This is a genomic window from Pseudomonas sp. CVAP#3, assembly GCF_018986375.1.
GTDB classification, from domain to species: Bacteria; Pseudomonadota; Gammaproteobacteria; order Pseudomonadales; family Pseudomonadaceae; genus Aquipseudomonas; species Aquipseudomonas helvetica.
In genome coordinates this window covers 429,054-444,420 of sequence record NZ_JAHMSC010000002.1, presented here as the reverse complement: position 1 = coordinate 444,420, position 15,367 = coordinate 429,054, and the positions used below count along the sequence as shown (strand labels likewise).

Here is a 15,367-nt window from a genome sequence, read left to right as displayed (position 1 = left end):
ACCTTCTACCGGTACCCTCCATGACCACTGCCAAACCCACCACAGAGCAAGATCCCCGTTGGTCCGCGGTGCTGGCGCGCGACCCGCGCGCTGACGGCCAGTTTGTCTACGCGGTGAAAACCACCGGGATCTATTGCCGCCCGAGCAGCCTGGCGCGATTGCCGAAACCGGAAAACGTCGAGTTTTTCGACACCGAGGAACAGGCTCAGGCTGCCGGTTATCGCCCGAGTAAACGCGCTGCAACAGACCAGACTCATCTCGCCGCGCAACACGCCGCACTGGTCGCCGCAGCCTGCCGGCAGATCGAGGCTGCCGAGACATTGCCCAGCTTGAACGAACTGGCAGAGACCGCACTAATGAGCGCTTTCCACTTTCATCGGGTGTTCAAGGCTGTCACCGGCCTGACGCCCAAGGGCTATGCCACTGCGCAACGTTCACGCAGGGTTCGTGAACGCCTGGAAGTCGCCGGCTCGGTGACCGACGCGCTGTATGAGGCTGGCTTCAATTCCAACAGCCGCTTCTACGAGTCCGCCGATCATCTGCTTGGCATGAAGCCCAGCGACTACCGCGCCGCCGGCCAGAACACCGACATCCGGTTTGCCGTCGGCCAATGTTCATTAGGGGCGATTCTGGTGGCGCAAAGTCAACGCGGGGTGTGCGCGATCCTCTTGGGGGACGATCCCCACGCGCTGGTCTGCGACCTTCAAGACCGGTTCCGCCAGGCCAACCTGATTGGCGCCGACCATGACTTCGAACAGCTGATTGCCAAGGTGGTGGGCTTCATCGAAGCCCCGGCGCTTGGCCTGGACCTGCCGCTGGATGTGCGCGGCACGGCGTTTCAGGAGCGGGTGTGGATGGCGCTGCGAGATATTCCGGCAGGCAGCACCGCCAGCTACGCCGAAATAGCCCAGCGCATCGGCGCGCCAAAAGCCTTCCGTGCCGTGGCCCAGGCCTGCGGTGCCAACAACCTCGCGGTGGCCATTCCCTGCCATCGGGTGGTGCGTAGCGATGGCGATCTCTCGGGCTACCGCTGGGGGGTGGAGCGCAAGCGTCAGTTGCTTGCGCGTGAAACCCAACCTTAGGCTCTGTACGAAAACTGCCTGCGCGTCGACCAGGCTGCGTTAAAAACAGGCTCGGAATGCTCATTTAGGGACCTAAACTCCGCTTCCTCGCCTGTTTTTGCCTTGCCTGATCGCCGCTCGGCGAGTTTTCGTACAGACCCTAGAAAATGCCGATGTGTACGGCGACTGACTCAGGGCCGGTATAGGCTTCGAAATCGGTGGCAAATCGGCGTTTGACCTGTGGGTTGGCCTCAAAATACGCCCAGACCCTGCCCCACGCCTCGATCACACTGCCCGGCATCGCTCCCTTCGCCTCGAAAATCAGGTACTGGCCACCTTGCACCTCAATGGTTTCGTAACCGGGGGCGGCTTCATTGACCGCCACCCCGGCCATCACATCGAAAGATCCCGAGGCATCGGACTCATAGTGGGAGTACACACCGTAAGCCGGTGAGTCCGGTTGCTTATTGCCAATCTTGTCAAACAGCCCTTCGACAAAAAAACGCTGCCACATCGGACCGATTCTGGCGGTAGCTGCCTGCTGCTCAGCACTGTTGAGCGTACGCACACGCAATCCCGATACGCGGAATGGTGAAATCTCAAGTTGTTTCAAATCCATGGAACAGTTCCTCCGTCGTTAACGATTCACATCCACCACAAGCGGCCACCATGCCATTGGCGTGAGCGCTGGCACAACCGAACGCTACAACTTTGTTGCGCTCGGCATCTGCGCCTAAAGGCCACTGGCCTTGTGACGCTGACTCCTGCTACAAAAGCCGCTCTTGTCATGAGGAGGACGTTGCGATGAACCAGTGGCCTGACACCCGTATTCTTGATCTGCTCGGCATTGAATTGCCGATCATCCAGGCTCCCATGGCCGGCGCCACCGGATCGGCCATGGTCATTGCGGCCAGCAATGCCGGCGCCCTGGGCTCAATGCCCGCGGCCATGCTCAGCGTCGAACAGTTGCGCGAAGAGCTGAAGGTCATCCGGCAACACAGCCAGCGCCCATTCAACGTGAACTTCTTCTGCCATCAACCACCCGTGGCCGACGAGCAACGCACTCAGCAATGGAAAAACCTGCTGGAGCCTTATTACCGCGAATTGGGTGCAGACTTCGACGCACCGACACCGGTTTCCAACCGAGCACCGTTCGATGCCGCAGCCTGCGCAGTAGTCGAAGAGTTCTGTCCGGAGGTGGTGAGTTTTCACTTCGGCCTACCGGAAAAATCCCTGCTGGAGCGGGTCAAAGCCACAGGCGCGAAAGTCCTGTCTTCGGCAACTACCGTCGATGAGGCAATCTGGCTGGAACAGCATGGTTGCGACGCGATTATCGCCATGGGCTACGAGGCCGGAGGCCATCGCGGGATGTTTCTCAGCGATGATCTGAACAGTCAGGTCGGCACCTTTGCCCTGGTACCGCAGATCGTCGATGCCGTCAGCGTACCGGTGATCGCGGCGGGCGGGATCGGCGATGCACGCGGAATTGTCGCCGCCTTCGCTTTGGGGGCCTCGGCAGTGCAACTGGGCACCGCCTACCTGTTTACCCCGGAAGCCAAGGTCAGCGCGTCCCATCACCGGGCCTTGCGCAGCGCCAAGGAAAGCGAGACGGCGCTGACCAATATTTTCACCGGGCGTGCGGCGCGAGGCATTCTCAATCGGGTCATGCGCGAACTTGGCCCGATCAGCCCGCAAGCACCGGCCTTCCCGCTGACGGGCGGAGCGCTGATGCCACTGCGTGCCAAGGATGAAGCGGACTTCAGCAACCTATGGGCCGGGCAAGCCCTGCGGCTCGGGATTGAATTACCGACTGCAGAATTGACCCGACGCCTGGCTGACGAGGCGCTGGCATTGATGGCGCGTCGATAGCGCAAAAAAAATTGTATACAATTTTCGCCCGAGGAAAGCCGGTGAGTTCCGTTCGTCGCCATTTCGCTATATATTCCGATATATAGCGTTTTGCTTCAGCCCCGGCGCAGTCGACTGACAACAACACACTGCCCGCCTCACTTGCACCTCGGAGCCGCTTCATGACTATTCGTGCCTCACGTTTTGCCCCCACTTGCCTGGCATCCTTGCTCGCCGTGTTCGCGTTTGGCTCAGCCCACGCAGATGAAGTCCAGGTTGCGGTCGCGGCCAATTTCACCGCACCGATCCAGGCCATTGCCGCCGATTTCGAAAAAGACACCGGGCACAAACTGGTTGCCGCCTATGGCGCGACTGGCCAGTTCTACACCCAGATCAAAAATGGTGCGCCGTTCGAAGTGCTCCTGTCGGCTGACGACAGCACCCCGCAAAAACTCGAGAGCGAAGGCGACACGGTCAAAGGTTCGCGTTTCACCTACGCCATTGGCACCCTGGCACTGTGGTCGGCCAAGGACAGTTACGTTGACGCCAAAGGCAAAGTGCTCAGCGACAACACCTATCAGCACCTGTCGATCGCTAACCCGAAAGCCGCCCCTTACGGTCTCGCGGCCACCCAGGTATTGGCTAAACTGGGCCTGACCGACAAGGTCAAAAACAAGATCGTCGAAGGCCAGAACATCACCCAGGCCTACCAGTTCGTCTCCACCGGCAATGCGGAAATAGGCTTCGTCGCCTTGTCGCAGATCTATAAAGACGGCAAAGTCACCGGCGGTTCGGCGTGGATCGTTCCAGCCGACATGCACGACCCGATCAAACAAGACGCAGTGATCCTCAACAAAGGCAAAGACAACCCGGCCGCCAAGGCACTGGTTGCTTACCTCAAAGGGCCTAAAGCCGCTGCCGTCATCAAGTCCTACGGTTACCAACTCTAAATGACGCTATCGAGTGCCGACTTTTCCGCCATCTGGCTGACCCTCAAGCTGGCCTCCCTGACGACGGCCATCCTGCTGGTCATCGGCACTCCGATTGCGTTGTGGCTGTCGCGCACCCGCTCCTGGTTGCGCGGGCCCATCGGCGCCATCGTCGCCCTGCCCCTGGTGCTGCCGCCGACGGTGATCGGCTTCTATTTGCTGCTGACCCTCGGTCCTAACGGGGTCATCGGCCAGTTCACCCAGGCACTGGGGCTGGGCACGCTGACGTTCAGTTTTGCGGGGCTGGTGATCGGTTCGGTTATCTACTCGATGCCCTTTGTCGTCCAGCCACTGCAGAACGCCTTCTCGGCGATTGGTCCGCGTCCGCTGGAGGTGGCCGCCACCTTGCGCGCCAACCCTTGGGACACTTTTTTCAACGTGATATTACCGTTGGCCAGGCCAGGCTTTATCACCGCGGCCATTCTCGGCTTCGCCCATACCGTCGGTGAGTTCGGCGTGGTGCTGATGATCGGCGGCAATATCCCGGACAAAACCCGGGTGGTGTCGGTGCAGATCTACGATCATGTCGAAGCCATGGAATATGGCCAGGCCCACTGGCTGGCCGGGGCGATGCTGGTGTTCTCGTTCCTGGTATTGCTGGCGCTGTACTCCAGCCGCAAAACCAAAGCCGGCTGGAGCTGATCGATGACCTCAACGATTCACGCTCGCCTGAAACTGAGCTACCCGGATTTTTCCCTGGACGTCGACCTGCACCTGCCCGGCCGCGGCGTCACGGCGCTGTACGGTCATTCCGGCTCGGGCAAAACCACCTGCCTGCGCTGCATCGCCGGACTGGAAAAGGCCGAGCAAGGCTTTATCCAGATCAATGATGAAATCTGGCAGGACAGCGACAAAAAACTCTTTGTCGCCCCGCACAAACGGGCGCTGGGTTATGTGTTTCAGGAGGCCAGTCTGTTTCCCCATCTGTCGGTGCTGGCCAACCTGGAATTTGGCCTGCGGCGCATTCCACGCCAGCAACGCCGGGTCGACATGGCCCACGCCACCGAACTGCTGGGAATCAGCCACTTGCTCGACCGTCATCCACAACACCTCTCGGGCGGCGAGCGCCAACGGGTCGGTATTGCCCGGGCGTTGCTCACCAGCCCGAAACTGCTGTTGATGGACGAGCCACTGGCCGCGCTGGACTCGCAGCGCAAAAGCGAAATCCTGCCGTACCTCGAACGGCTGCACGACGAACTGGAAATCCCGGTGTTGTACGTCAGTCATTCGCAGGATGAAGTCGCTCGGCTGGCCGACCACATTGTCCTGCTGAGCTACGGCAAAGCCCTGGCGAGCGGTCCCATTGGCGAAACGCTGGCGCGGCTCGACCTGCCACTGGCCTTGGGCGACGACGCCGGCGTAGTGATTGAGGGTCAGGTGACGGACTACGACACCCATTACCAACTGCTGACCCTACAACTGCCCCGCAGCCAATTGAATGTGCGGGTCGCGCATTCGCCTATGGCCGTGGGCAAGTTGTTGCGTGTCAAAGTCCAGGCTCGCGATGTCAGCCTGAGTCTTCAGGGCGGTGAACTGAGCAGCATCCTCAATCGCCTGCCAGTGACGGTCACCAGCGAAATTTCCGCGGACAACGCCGCCCATGTGCTGGTACGCCTGGACGCTGCGGGAACACCGTTGCTCGCGCGCATCACCCGCTATTCCCGCGATCACTTGCAACTGCATCCCGGCCAGCAACTATGGGCGCAAATCAAGGCGGTGGCGGTCCTCGCGTAATCGGCTGAGGCGCGCAACAAGACCATAAGCGTTGTAAGGGGAAAGTCTATTGAGCTAGGCTAGCCGCCTCTCCCCTATGCCGGATGACCTTTCGACGTGAACAACTAAGCCTTTCAAAAATGTATGCGCAACAAGCTGCCGCCGGCACTTGTTGGTCTTTTCGACATTTTTTGGAGGTGCCATGACTCACGTCACGCGTCTGCCTGCGCTCGTAACCCTGAACCAACTGTCCTATCAGCTCGCCAATGGCGAAACACTGTTCGACTCCCTGAACCTGCACTTCGATCATCGTCCCACCGGTATTGTTGGCCGTAACGGCACGGGTAAATCGGTGCTTGCCCGACTGATTGCCGGCGACTTGACGCCCGCTTCCGGCACACTCAGCCGCTTTGGCAGCGTCGCCTATGTGGCGCAAGAGCCGATTGCGATCAGCGGCCAGAGCGTTGCGCAAGCGGCGGGTATCGCCGAGACACTCGATGCGCTCGCCCGGCTGGCCAGCGGCAGCGCATCCACCCAAGACCTTGAACAGGCGGCTGAACGCTGGGATCTGCCCGAACAATTGCGCCTGTTGTTCGATGAAGCCGGCCTGCCAGAGCTGACGGCGCAACACCCTATGGACGCCCTCAGCGGCGGCCAACGCGCCCGCATCGCACTGATCGGCGCATTTCTCAGCCAGGCCGATTTGCTGGTGCTGGATGAACCGACCAACCATCTGGATGCTGACGGCCGCCGCTGGCTAATGGACCGGCTCGACCACTGGCGCGGAGGGGTGATCGTGGTCAGCCATGATCGAACGCTGCTCAACAGCCTTCAACGCATCGTCGAACTCAGTGCACTGGGTGTGCAGGTCTTTGGTGGCAATCATGCGGCTTACCTTGAGCAGCGCGAAGTCGAGCAAGCTGCGGCGCATGCAGCCCTTGAGCACAACCGCACCCTGCGCAGTCGCGAGCTGAAACGGCTACAGCGCGAACACGACACCATTCAGCGACGCGCCGCCGGATCACGCAAAAACGCTGAAACCGCCAACGTCTCACGCTTCGAACGCGCCAGGATGAAAGGTGCGGCCACCGAGATCATGGGCCACGTACGTCATGCGCATCAGGCCCACAAATCAGCGATGAATGAGCAGGTACGGGAGGCCAACGCGCGGGTTCTATCGTCAGATCCGGTGCTGATGACGTTGCCGGGAACCGCTGTGCCGGCCAACCGACAGGTGATCACACTTATCGACGCGCAACTGCCCTGGCTGGCACCCGAGGCGCCAGCGACATTCCTCACTATTTCACTTGCAGGCCCTGTGCGCATTGCGCTCAGTGGGCCGAACGGCTGCGGAAAATCCACCTTGCTGAAAATGCTCGCAGCGCACTGCAACCCTGTCAGCGGTGATTGCCTGACCCACGTGCCCAATGCTTACCTTGACCAGCGACTGGAGTTGCTCGATCCAGAACGCTCCATCGTCGAGCAGTTGAACCTGCTCGATACACCGCTATCGGAAGGCTCGGTGCGCAGCCGGCTGGCCCAGCTGCAACTGGACGCTGTGCGGGTGAACGTGCCGACTCGCCTGCTCAGCGGTGGCGAACGTCTGAAAGCGGCTATTGCCATCGCGTTATGGCGAGAAAACCCGGCCCAGTTGCTGTTGCTTGACGAGCCGACCAATCACCTCGACCTTGCGTCTGTGCAAGCGCTGGAACAGGCATTACGCGACTTTCCCGGAGCGCTCATTGCAGCCTCCCATGACACCGAATTCCTGCAGGCCCTGGCGCCCACCCATACCTTGCACTGGCAGCCTACGGGGTGGGACCTGCAATGCGTCGAAGCGCGGTTTTCGCCTTGAATCAAGCGACAAACATCACAAGCCGTTTTTGCACCTTTTCAACTTGCTTCTATAGTTGATGTGTACACGATTGGAGCATCAGTGACGCCATGGAAGACATATTCGTTGTGAAACGTTGCAACAAGACTATCGTCCAGGGTCGCCGTGCGGGTGAAGTGTCTCATCAGCAGCCGATTGCAGCGGTCTGGTACCGAATTGCCGATACTCGCACCGGCGGCGGCTTTATCGGCGACGGTTATGAGCGTATGGAAGATGCCATGAAGGAGTGCCGACGGCTCAATGCCGCCAGCTCACGGAGTTCGCGTAAAGTCTGAAACGCAGACTGCACACGGCTCCGCTGCCATTGGCATTGCGGGTCTATACTGATTCCAGCTGAAGGATCGGCGACCTCATCGGCAAACGCTCGCTCCCGGCGAGCGTTTTGTTGCTCGATCAAAAGCTTCTCTGATACGGAGGTGTTTCTCATGTCCGAAAAAGAGTCCATCACTACCTTGCTGACCCTGCTCGACTCACGTCAGGCGCGCTTGGCGGCTGCCTGCAAGGAAATCGCCGACTGGGTCGATATCCATGGCGGCCACCCCACCGCGATGAAAATTCGCGACCGCCTGCAAGACATCGAGAAAGATGCCCCGCTGATTCAGAACGCGCTGACATCACTCAAACCTGTCGACCGGCCACTGCCTCGATTCCGCTAAGCAAGTCCCGGCTCATACGCTGAAGTCGGGACTCGCCAGGGATCGGCAGCACACCAATACGCTGTTTTTCAGAGTTGATCCCGAGCTATACCGCTGCGAATACGCAGAATATCGGCGAGCACCGCCAAGGCGATTTCCGCAGGTGTCTTGCTGCCCAGATTAAGCCCGATCGGCGCGTGAATACGTGCCAGCTCAGCTTCGCCCAAACCACCGATACGCCGTAAACGCTCAAAGCGCTTTTGCGAGGTTTGCATCGAGCCCATCACACCGATGTAAAATGCCTCGGTGCGCACCGCTTCCATCATGGCCAAATCGTCGATGCGCGGATCGTGGGTCAGCGCCACCACGGCGGTATCGCTGTGACAGCCGCCATCGGCAATGAACATCGACGGCAACTGGCGACGAATCTCCACGTTCTCAAGGACCACACCCTCGAGAACCTCATCGCGCGGGTCGCACAGAATCACCTCGAAACCCAGCCCCACCGCAAACTCGGCGCATGCCTGGGCCACGCTGGAATAACCGGCGAGCAACAAGCGTTGGGCCGCACCGACACGCACACGCACCCGGTCGATTTCCCGTTCGATACGCGGCCCGTGTTCACGGTCAACCAGTAGACTGCGTGCGCCGCTGGCCAGATTCACTTCGCGAATCAAACGACGCTGCCCCAGCAACGCGGACTCCAGTTCGCGCAGATGGGCTTGCACCTCGCACTCAGGTTCAAGCTTTTCCACCAACACGTCGAGTAACCCGCCGCAGGGCAGCTTTATCGTGGAGTGCGGATCATCGCCTTCGCCGTAACGCACCACCGAAACGGCGTCGAGGAACGCCCCTTCAGCCATGCGCGCCAGAAAGTCGTCCTCGACGCAGCCGCCCGACAACGAGCCAATCCATTGCCCGCTGTCGTTGACCGCCAACATCGAGCCCGGCGCACGAGGCGCCGAGCCGTAGGTGCCGAGCACGCTGCAGAGCCATACACGCTGACCAGCGCTGGACCAGGCCAACGCTCGCCGAACCACTTGCAGGTCAAGATGCTGCATATCAGTGTGCCTTGTGCTCAACGGGAGCATCTGCCTTCAATTGCTCGATCTGGCCGATCAGCAGATCAGCCGGTTGACCGCCCCAGGCCTGACGCAAATAGCTGATCAGGTCCGTCATTTGTTGATTGCTCAACTTGTCGGCGAAACCCGGCATCGGTTGCATGCGCTCGAAGCCGGCAAATTTTTGCTCGCCAATTCCGTCTTCAATCACCCGCAACAGGTTGCGTGGATCTTCAAGGCGCAACGTGGTGTTGCCTTGCATCGCCACCGCGATGTGCGGCTTACCTTCACCGTTGACGCCATGGCAACCGGCGCAAACGTTCAGGTAATCCTGACGGCCGCGCCGAGCGCTTTCGGTCATTTTGTCCAACGGCACTTCGCTCAACACCCGCGCTTGCGGTGGCGGGTCGCCGAGCAGGAAAGTCGCCATGGACGCCAGGTCCGGCTCATTGAGGTTCTGGGTGCTGTTATGGAACACCGGGAACATCTCGTTGAACATCGTACCCTGAGCGCTCATGCCGTGCTTGAGGAAGGAGCTCAGGTCCTGATGCGTCCAGCCGCGTGCCGCCAGATCGTTGGCGAGCAAGCTTGGCGCCAGATAGCCATTGAGCAGGCCGCCGGTCAAGCGTTTGTCTTGCTGCATCGCGCCGGGCAAACCACGCGGCGTGTGGCATTCGCCACAGTGGCCGAGCACGTCGACCAGGTACTGGCCGCGTTTCCAGTCTTCACTTTTGCCTTCAGCCGGCGTCAGTTTCACGTCCTTGCCGTAGAGCATGTTCCAGCCCATCAACCCCAGACGTACGTTGAACGGAAAGCTCAGGCGGGTGACCGGTGCAGCACGGTTGATCGGCGCGACCGTCTGCAGGTACGCGTGAATGGCGTCGGAGTCTTCACGCGGCATCAAGTGATACGAGGTATACGGCATTGCCGGGTACAGGTTGGCGCCATCACGACGCTTGCCTTCGGTCAGCGCGGCAAAGAACTCATCATCGCTGTACAAACCAATGCCGTGGTCCTTGTCCGGGGTGATATTGGTGCCATAAATGGTGCCGAACGGTGACACGATCGGCAGGCCGCCCGCATAAGGCGCGCCACCGGGTGCAGTGTGGCAAGCCATGCAGTCCGCCGCCCGCGCCAGGTATTCACCGCGCTTGATCTGCTGCTGATCGGCCGCCTGGGCCTGCTGGATCGCCACCAGCGAAACGGCCAGGCCAACCGCCGTGCCAAGGCTGGAAAGTAGTCGCTTCATGCTTAACCCTCCTTGACCAGGCCGAGATCGGTCAGTACTTGGCGCGTGGCGCTGTAATAGCGCACGTAGCCGGTACAGCGGCAAATGTGGTGGCCGAGGCTGTCTTCGATGACCGCTTCCAGCTGGCTCTTGCTGATCGGCTGACGCTGGAGTTTTTCCACCAGCACGGTCGCGGCGTTGACGAAGCCCGGGGCGCAATAGCTGCACTGGAAGGCGAACTCGTCGACGAAGCGTTGCTGGATCGGGTTCAGTTCGGTGACCTTGCCACTTTCATCGCGGCGCGCATGGCCTTCGATGGTGCGGACTTTCTTGCCCTCGAAGTAATGCGCGCCGGTAATGCAGGTGCGTACTTCTTCACTGGTGCCGTCGGGGTTGTCGACAATCACCACGCAGGCGTGACAAATGCCCTGGCCACAGCCCAGGCGCGAGCCGGTGAGGTTTCGGTATTCGTGCAGATAGTCGATCATCGGCAGATCATCAGGGACCTCGACGGGACCGACGGATTGACCATTGAGGGTCATTTGAAGCGGACGGTTAGCCATTGAGGGCCTCCTTGATGCGTGCTGGAGTGATAGGCAGGTCACGGACCCGTTTGCCGATTGCGTGGGCCACGGCGTTGGCGATGGCGCCCACCACCGGAATCATCACCACTTCGGCGATGCCCTTGGACGGGTCGCTCGGCGACAATGGCGGAAGGATTTCCGAGGTCTGCGTCCAGACCGCGACGTCCTTGGCGCGCGGCAAACGGTAACGGTTGAAGTTCCAGTCACCCTCCCCCGGTCCACCTTCGTACAGCGGCATTTCTTCCAGCAGCGCGTGACCAATGCCCATGGCGATCCCACCCTCGAGCTGGCCCTTGACCAGTTCCGGCACCAGCACCCGGCCACATTCAAGCCAGGAGTGATGGTTGAGGACTTTCACCTCGCCCGAGCCCTTGTTCACTTTCAATTCAACCAGCGTCGCCACGGGGCTGTAATAGGTCACCGCCGCGTTGTTCAACTGGGTCGTCGGGTAGGCAATATTCTGCCGATCCAGCAGGTGGAAACCGGCGCTGTTCATCTGCGCCTTGATCGCGTTCGGCGCACCGTCGCCATACTTCACGGCGAGACCGTCGAGAGGTAGACGCTCGCGCACGCCATTGATGCTGTACTCGGCCTCGGCCCAGCTCCAGCGGTTGAAACCGTGCACCGTCGCGCCAGTCACCAGACCGCGCTCATGGGCACGTTTGGCCAGCACCGCAAATGGCAGCGGTTCCATGCCGTTGGCGGTCAATTTGCCGTCCACCCAATGCGCGTCTTCGCGGCGCAGCACATACGGGTTGGCCTGACCACCGAACGGCCCCTGACGCCAGATTTCGACGGCGGCCGGCCACAGACCGTGGTTGAACAGCACGCGCGCCGCTTCACGGGTGGCGTGGCTGAAGTAGTAAGCGGAGTTGGTCGCCGACGACGCCGAGGCAATCTTGCCGACCCAGCGCGGATTGCGCAGCACGGCATCCTGCTCAGCCTGGCTCATGAGGTACGGGTTGCCGCTACTGGTCAGTTGCAGCTCTTTCCATTCGGTTTCGCCAGTCTTCACTTCACTGGCCGGGTTGCCGAGGAAATCGGCGACCACCAAGGCCTGGGAAGTAGACATGCCGGTACCGATCTCGATGCCGATGTGGCGCAGCGTGATATGTCCTTCGGCGGTGAATTCGACACTTGCCATCGGCGCTTCGGAACCGGTGCCGAAGTCTTTCTGGCAGATGGCGAAGCCAATGCCGTACCAGTTATCCGGGTCCTTGGCGTCCTCTTGTTTTTTCAGTGCGTGACGGTTTTTCCAGAGTTCGTTATCGGCTGCCTTCTCAAGAATTTCATGCAGGCGCAACGCACCTGCCGGCACTGCGCCCTGGGTGTTTTTCATCCCTGACAGCAGCGCGTTTTTCTTGCGCAGGTCGATCGCATCGATACCCAGACGATCAGCGATTTCATCCACCATCATCTCGGTGGCGGCCATGCTTTGCAGGGTGCCGTAGCCACGCATGGAGCCGGCTTCAACGCCGCGCGAGTGGTACGCGGTCACTTGCAGATCGTTCTGCGGCATGTAGTAAATCGACTGCGCAGCCGTCGCACCAACCGCTGCCACCGAAGGGCTGTAGTTGATTCGGCCACCGCCGTCGATGGACATGTCCGCACGGAAAATCTTGAAGCTGTGATCCTGTTTGTCGACGGCCAACTGGTAACGGATGTCGAACGGATGACGCTTGATGCCGCTCTGGAATTGCTCGTAACGGTCGTTGGCCAGACGCACAGGCACACCGGCGCCATACAACGCCGCCAAGGCTGCGTAGTAGACAAAAATGTTGTGGTCTTTGGAACCGTAGCCAACGGTGTAGCCAGGGTGCATGTTCAGCGTGCTCAAGCCGAAACGCGACGGCGCGATCATCTTCGCGGTTTCAGTTGCGGCCTCTAGCGGGCACTGGGTGGCGACAACAAAATGCAGGGTCCTGGTCGCCGGGTCGTACCAACCATTGCCGTTGTCCGGCTCCATTGCGGCCGGTTCAATCGACGGCGTCTTGTAGCGTTCGTCGAAGACCATCCAGCCTTCTGGCGGGTTTTCCAGTTGCTGTTTCATGCGATCGGCATAAAACAGGCCACGTTCGGTCAGGTTGCCATGCAGGTTTGGCTGGGCGTTCCAGACTGGACGTCGTTCGCGAATCATCGGGAACAGGATCGAGTCCTTCAGGCTGGCGAACTCGTCTTCATCCGCCGAGGTTGCCCCACCGACCCGCACATAACGGAAACTGCCATAAGGATCGCGCGTGTAATACGGAGCCTCGGCGCCGTAGCGGATCGCTTTGTCGTTGAACTTGAGTTTGTTCTTGGCCTGGCGGAAACGCTCGAAGTCGTTCCAGATCAGGATCGCTACCGGGTGGCCGATGAACATCGGCACCTTGCCGGCTGGCAGCAGCGGATCGGGCGCGTGGTCTTCAGGGAAAACGATGCCGTCCTTATCCAGGTCTTCAGCAGTGACGATGCGATCCGGCTGCAGTTCGGCCCCCAGCAACGACAGGTCGAAACCGTCATAAATGCGATCGGCGCGAATGGTTTTGAGCAGCATCGCGTGGCCTTGTTGCTGCGGCCAGCCCGGCATGTCCTTGGCGCGGATGTCGCGGGCAAATACCTTGCTGCCGCACACCTTGGACAATGAGTCGTTGCGCATGCGTGGCTTGCCGTGGTTGCCGAGCCATTGCTCGGACGGGACGGTCACGCTGTTTTCCATCAAGGCAGCCAATGCCTGGGAGCTGAGCGGGGTCAGCGTCACGCTGACGCCAGCGATCAACCCGCCCTGCAGGAAGGAGCGCCGGGATATATCACGGTTGGACATGGATCATCCTCTGGACGGTTATGAATTCCGCCCATGTCGTTATGGTGTACAGGGAAATCTCAGGTCTCAGGAACCCTCCTGACGATACGAAGGGCTGAAAAGCCGAAAAGCTGACCTAGTGGTTAACTTTATCGAATTTATCAGGCCTCGGCAAAAGTAATAAATAGAGACTCATTGGAGAGCCTGTCGACGAATGGACAATATTGAGGACGAAAAAAAGCCCGCATGCGGGCGGGCTTGAAGGGGATATCTCAAAGGAGTCAGGTCAATCTAGGCTGGTAAGGGTGAAGACTTCGTGAAAGGGTTGTCATGGTTACGGAAATATCGTAGTCCTCCCAAGGAAGCCTATGCCTTATCAACGCCCCTCACTGTGTCTTTTTCGTCTCGCCCCTTTACTCCATTTTTTACTCACCGACTTGCGAATGGGTTCAAGAAGAAAGAACAGTACATAGCCCGAGAGGACGAGCGCGAGATCGATCCATGATTCAGCAATGGGGCCTACGAAGTATTCAATGCAGTATTTAGCAACGAACAGCAACGCAATGCCGCCAAGCACCATCAATATGAGCACTGCAAAATCTGAAAGCCTTTCCTTCAACTGGGTATATCTCCTGACTCTGTGCGGCAACCTCATGTGAGACGCCTGGAAATATCCATTGCTCCGAAAAATCTGCAATGATGCCGCAGAGCCAACCTGGCAGCCCTGAGCGAGCTGTAATGGCGACCCGCGCTTATTCAAGGTGAATTCGATGAGACTTCACTTCACTCGCGTAGAGGGCCAGCCGTTCTTCGGCGGTCTCCAACACCTGACACGTCTTCAGCAATGACTGGGCATCGACCTCATTACCTGTCTGTCTCAGCCGCTCGGCAATGGCTTTGAGCTCCACCGCCGACCATCGTAAATCAGACGCAAGATTCTGGAAGTCGCTGCGCAGTTCGTGCTCGGGTTTGTTGAGTAACATGGCAATTCCCTCCGCGTCACGGCATCACTCGATGCGACGCTCTGAAAATCGTTTCCACTGCAAAAGACTTGATAACCCTCTTGTGCACTGGATGCAACTCCCGGATTTGGTATCTCGCTTGCGCGGCGAATCAAGCCTGCCGCCAGATCATTCGGCACAAGCCCAATCGTCGGACTGCGACTTGACCTGATCGTTGTCTCAGCCTGCGAATGCTCTACGGCCGGCTTTCAACTCAGTACGCAGCTCGCCGATAAAATTGGCGATCTCCCGGACACTGGTCAGCTTCGCCGTCGACACGCCAGTGATCAGCAGTGCAACACGTCCGGATTCGGGATCGACAATCGTGACCCTCAACGATCCCTCGGGATTCACCGTGCAGGTGCACGAGAGTGGATAGAAACCGGACTCCACAATCTGGCAAAGCTGAAGAAGAGGAAACATGGCATTCCGTCCATGGGGGGATAGTGTGCGGGAGTGTTACCTAACCTTTACAGATTAGCCGCCCCCGGCAAAAACGAACGGATTAAGCTCAAAGTGTTGGGTATTTCGCACTTTGTAATCGTGCGCCCCCCCCTGAAACGGGCCCCCG

At 59.5% G+C, this 15,367-nt stretch carries 16 protein-coding genes; 8 read left to right on the top strand and 8 right to left on the bottom strand.

Translation table 11 applies throughout. From position 1 onward, the window contains the following. Positions 1–20: 20 nt before the first annotated feature. Positions 21–1,082 (top strand): bifunctional DNA-binding transcriptional regulator/O6-methylguanine-DNA methyltransferase Ada, encoded by a 1,062-nt coding sequence (gene ada / locus KRR23_RS05815; protein WP_216741717.1) that lies wholly within the window; start codon positions 21–23, stop codon positions 1,080–1,082. Positions 1,083–1,221: 139 nt separating this feature from the next. Here ada and KRR23_RS05810 read toward each other — a convergent pair whose 3' ends face one another. Beyond that, complete coding sequence (locus KRR23_RS05810) at positions 1,222–1,680, bottom strand: GyrI-like domain-containing protein (protein WP_216741716.1); 459 nt, start codon at positions 1,678–1,680, stop codon at positions 1,222–1,224. Positions 1,681–1,865: 185 nt separating this feature from the next. On the opposite strand from KRR23_RS05810, the gene KRR23_RS05805 reads away from it, so the two are divergent. From KRR23_RS05805 to KRR23_RS05775, 7 genes are all read left to right on the top strand, one after another. Further along, a complete protein-coding gene (locus KRR23_RS05805; RefSeq protein ID WP_216741715.1) occupies positions 1,866–2,930 on the top strand; it encodes a nitronate monooxygenase family protein in 1,065 nt (354 codons plus the stop codon). Between the two features lie 161 nt (positions 2,931–3,091). After that, complete coding sequence (modA, locus tag KRR23_RS05800) at positions 3,092–3,859, top strand: molybdate ABC transporter substrate-binding protein (protein ID WP_253911936.1); 768 nt, start codon at positions 3,092–3,094, stop codon at positions 3,857–3,859. Further along, complete coding sequence (gene modB, locus KRR23_RS05795; RefSeq protein ID WP_123583489.1) at positions 3,860–4,540, top strand: molybdate ABC transporter permease subunit; 681 nt, start codon at positions 3,860–3,862, stop codon at positions 4,538–4,540. Between the two features lie 3 nt (positions 4,541–4,543). Continuing rightward, the gene (modC, locus tag KRR23_RS05790) at positions 4,544–5,632 is read left to right on the top strand and encodes a molybdenum ABC transporter ATP-binding protein (RefSeq protein WP_216741714.1); all 1,089 of its coding nucleotides are present in this window, start codon (positions 4,544–4,546) and stop codon (positions 5,630–5,632) included. Positions 5,633–5,813: 181 nt separating this feature from the next. Then, complete coding sequence (locus KRR23_RS05785; protein ID WP_216741713.1) at positions 5,814–7,466, top strand: ABC-F family ATP-binding cassette domain-containing protein; 1,653 nt, start codon at positions 5,814–5,816, stop codon at positions 7,464–7,466. Between the two features lie 89 nt (positions 7,467–7,555). Next, positions 7,556–7,780: a hypothetical protein gene (locus KRR23_RS05780; RefSeq protein WP_216741712.1), complete on the top strand. Its 225-nt coding sequence runs from the start codon at positions 7,556–7,558 to the stop codon at positions 7,778–7,780. 150 nt (positions 7,781–7,930) lie between these two features. Then, positions 7,931–8,161, top strand: a complete 231-nt coding sequence (locus KRR23_RS05775) for a hypothetical protein (protein WP_054597737.1) — start codon at positions 7,931–7,933, stop codon at positions 8,159–8,161. A 68-nt stretch (positions 8,162–8,229) separates the two neighbouring features. Here KRR23_RS05775 and KRR23_RS05770 read toward each other — a convergent pair whose 3' ends face one another. The 7 genes from KRR23_RS05770 to KRR23_RS05740 all read right to left on the bottom strand — a co-directional run bounded on the left by KRR23_RS05770 (position 8,230) and on the right by KRR23_RS05740 (position 15,219). Next, entirely contained in the window at positions 8,230–9,201 is a 972-nt protein-coding gene (locus KRR23_RS05770) for an XdhC family protein (RefSeq protein ID WP_216741711.1), read from the bottom strand. Position 9,202: 1 nt separating this feature from the next. After that, on the bottom strand, positions 9,203–10,450 hold the full coding sequence (locus KRR23_RS05765) for a cytochrome c (RefSeq protein ID WP_216741710.1): 1,248 nt from the start codon (positions 10,448–10,450) through the stop codon (positions 9,203–9,205). Positions 10,451–10,452: 2 nt separating this feature from the next. Further along, complete coding sequence (locus KRR23_RS05760; RefSeq protein ID WP_216741709.1) at positions 10,453–10,992, bottom strand: (2Fe-2S)-binding protein; 540 nt, start codon at positions 10,990–10,992, stop codon at positions 10,453–10,455. Further along, a complete protein-coding gene (locus KRR23_RS05755) occupies positions 10,985–13,816 on the bottom strand; it encodes a xanthine dehydrogenase family protein molybdopterin-binding subunit (protein ID WP_216741708.1) in 2,832 nt (943 codons plus the stop codon). Before KRR23_RS05755 ends, KRR23_RS05760 begins: the two co-directional genes overlap by 8 nt. 355 nt (positions 13,817–14,171) lie before the next feature. After that, the gene (locus KRR23_RS05750; protein WP_253911935.1) at positions 14,172–14,450 is read right to left on the bottom strand and encodes a hypothetical protein; all 279 of its coding nucleotides are present in this window, start codon (positions 14,448–14,450) and stop codon (positions 14,172–14,174) included. Between the two features lie 97 nt (positions 14,451–14,547). Continuing rightward, entirely contained in the window at positions 14,548–14,778 is a 231-nt protein-coding gene (locus KRR23_RS05745; protein WP_054597742.1) for a hypothetical protein, read from the bottom strand. A 198-nt stretch (positions 14,779–14,976) separates the two neighbouring features. Continuing rightward, positions 14,977–15,219, bottom strand: a complete 243-nt coding sequence (locus tag KRR23_RS05740; RefSeq protein WP_216741707.1) for a DUF1652 domain-containing protein — start codon at positions 15,217–15,219, stop codon at positions 14,977–14,979. Positions 15,220–15,367: the final 148 nt, after the last annotated feature.

Bases quoted from the DNA above. Each gene is read 5' to 3' on its own strand.
- ada (WP_216741717.1), top strand. From the start codon at position 21: ATGACCACTGCCAAACCCACCACAGAGCAAGATCCCCGTTGGTCCGCG.
- KRR23_RS05810 (WP_216741716.1), bottom strand. From the start codon at position 1,680: ATGGATTTGAAACAACTTGAGATTTCACCATTCCGCGTATCGGGATTG.
- KRR23_RS05805 (WP_216741715.1), top strand. From the start codon at position 1,866: ATGAACCAGTGGCCTGACACCCGTATTCTTGATCTGCTCGGCATTGAA.
- modA (WP_253911936.1), top strand. From the start codon at position 3,092: ATGACTATTCGTGCCTCACGTTTTGCCCCCACTTGCCTGGCATCCTTG.
- modB (WP_123583489.1), top strand. From the start codon at position 3,860: ATGACGCTATCGAGTGCCGACTTTTCCGCCATCTGGCTGACCCTCAAG.
- modC (WP_216741714.1), top strand. From the start codon at position 4,544: ATGACCTCAACGATTCACGCTCGCCTGAAACTGAGCTACCCGGATTTT.
- KRR23_RS05785 (WP_216741713.1), top strand. From the start codon at position 5,814: ATGACTCACGTCACGCGTCTGCCTGCGCTCGTAACCCTGAACCAACTG.
- KRR23_RS05780 (WP_216741712.1), top strand. From the start codon at position 7,556: ATGGAAGACATATTCGTTGTGAAACGTTGCAACAAGACTATCGTCCAG.
- KRR23_RS05775 (WP_054597737.1), top strand. From the start codon at position 7,931: ATGTCCGAAAAAGAGTCCATCACTACCTTGCTGACCCTGCTCGACTCA.
- KRR23_RS05770 (WP_216741711.1), bottom strand. From the start codon at position 9,201: ATGCAGCATCTTGACCTGCAAGTGGTTCGGCGAGCGTTGGCCTGGTCC.
- KRR23_RS05765 (WP_216741710.1), bottom strand. From the start codon at position 10,450: ATGAAGCGACTACTTTCCAGCCTTGGCACGGCGGTTGGCCTGGCCGTT.
- KRR23_RS05760 (WP_216741709.1), bottom strand. From the start codon at position 10,992: ATGGCTAACCGTCCGCTTCAAATGACCCTCAATGGTCAATCCGTCGGT.
- KRR23_RS05755 (WP_216741708.1), bottom strand. From the start codon at position 13,816: ATGTCCAACCGTGATATATCCCGGCGCTCCTTCCTGCAGGGCGGGTTG.
- KRR23_RS05750 (WP_253911935.1), bottom strand. From the start codon at position 14,450: ATGAGGTTGCCGCACAGAGTCAGGAGATATACCCAGTTGAAGGAAAGG.
- KRR23_RS05745 (WP_054597742.1), bottom strand. From the start codon at position 14,778: ATGTTACTCAACAAACCCGAGCACGAACTGCGCAGCGACTTCCAGAAT.
- KRR23_RS05740 (WP_216741707.1), bottom strand. From the start codon at position 15,219: ATGTTTCCTCTTCTTCAGCTTTGCCAGATTGTGGAGTCCGGTTTCTAT.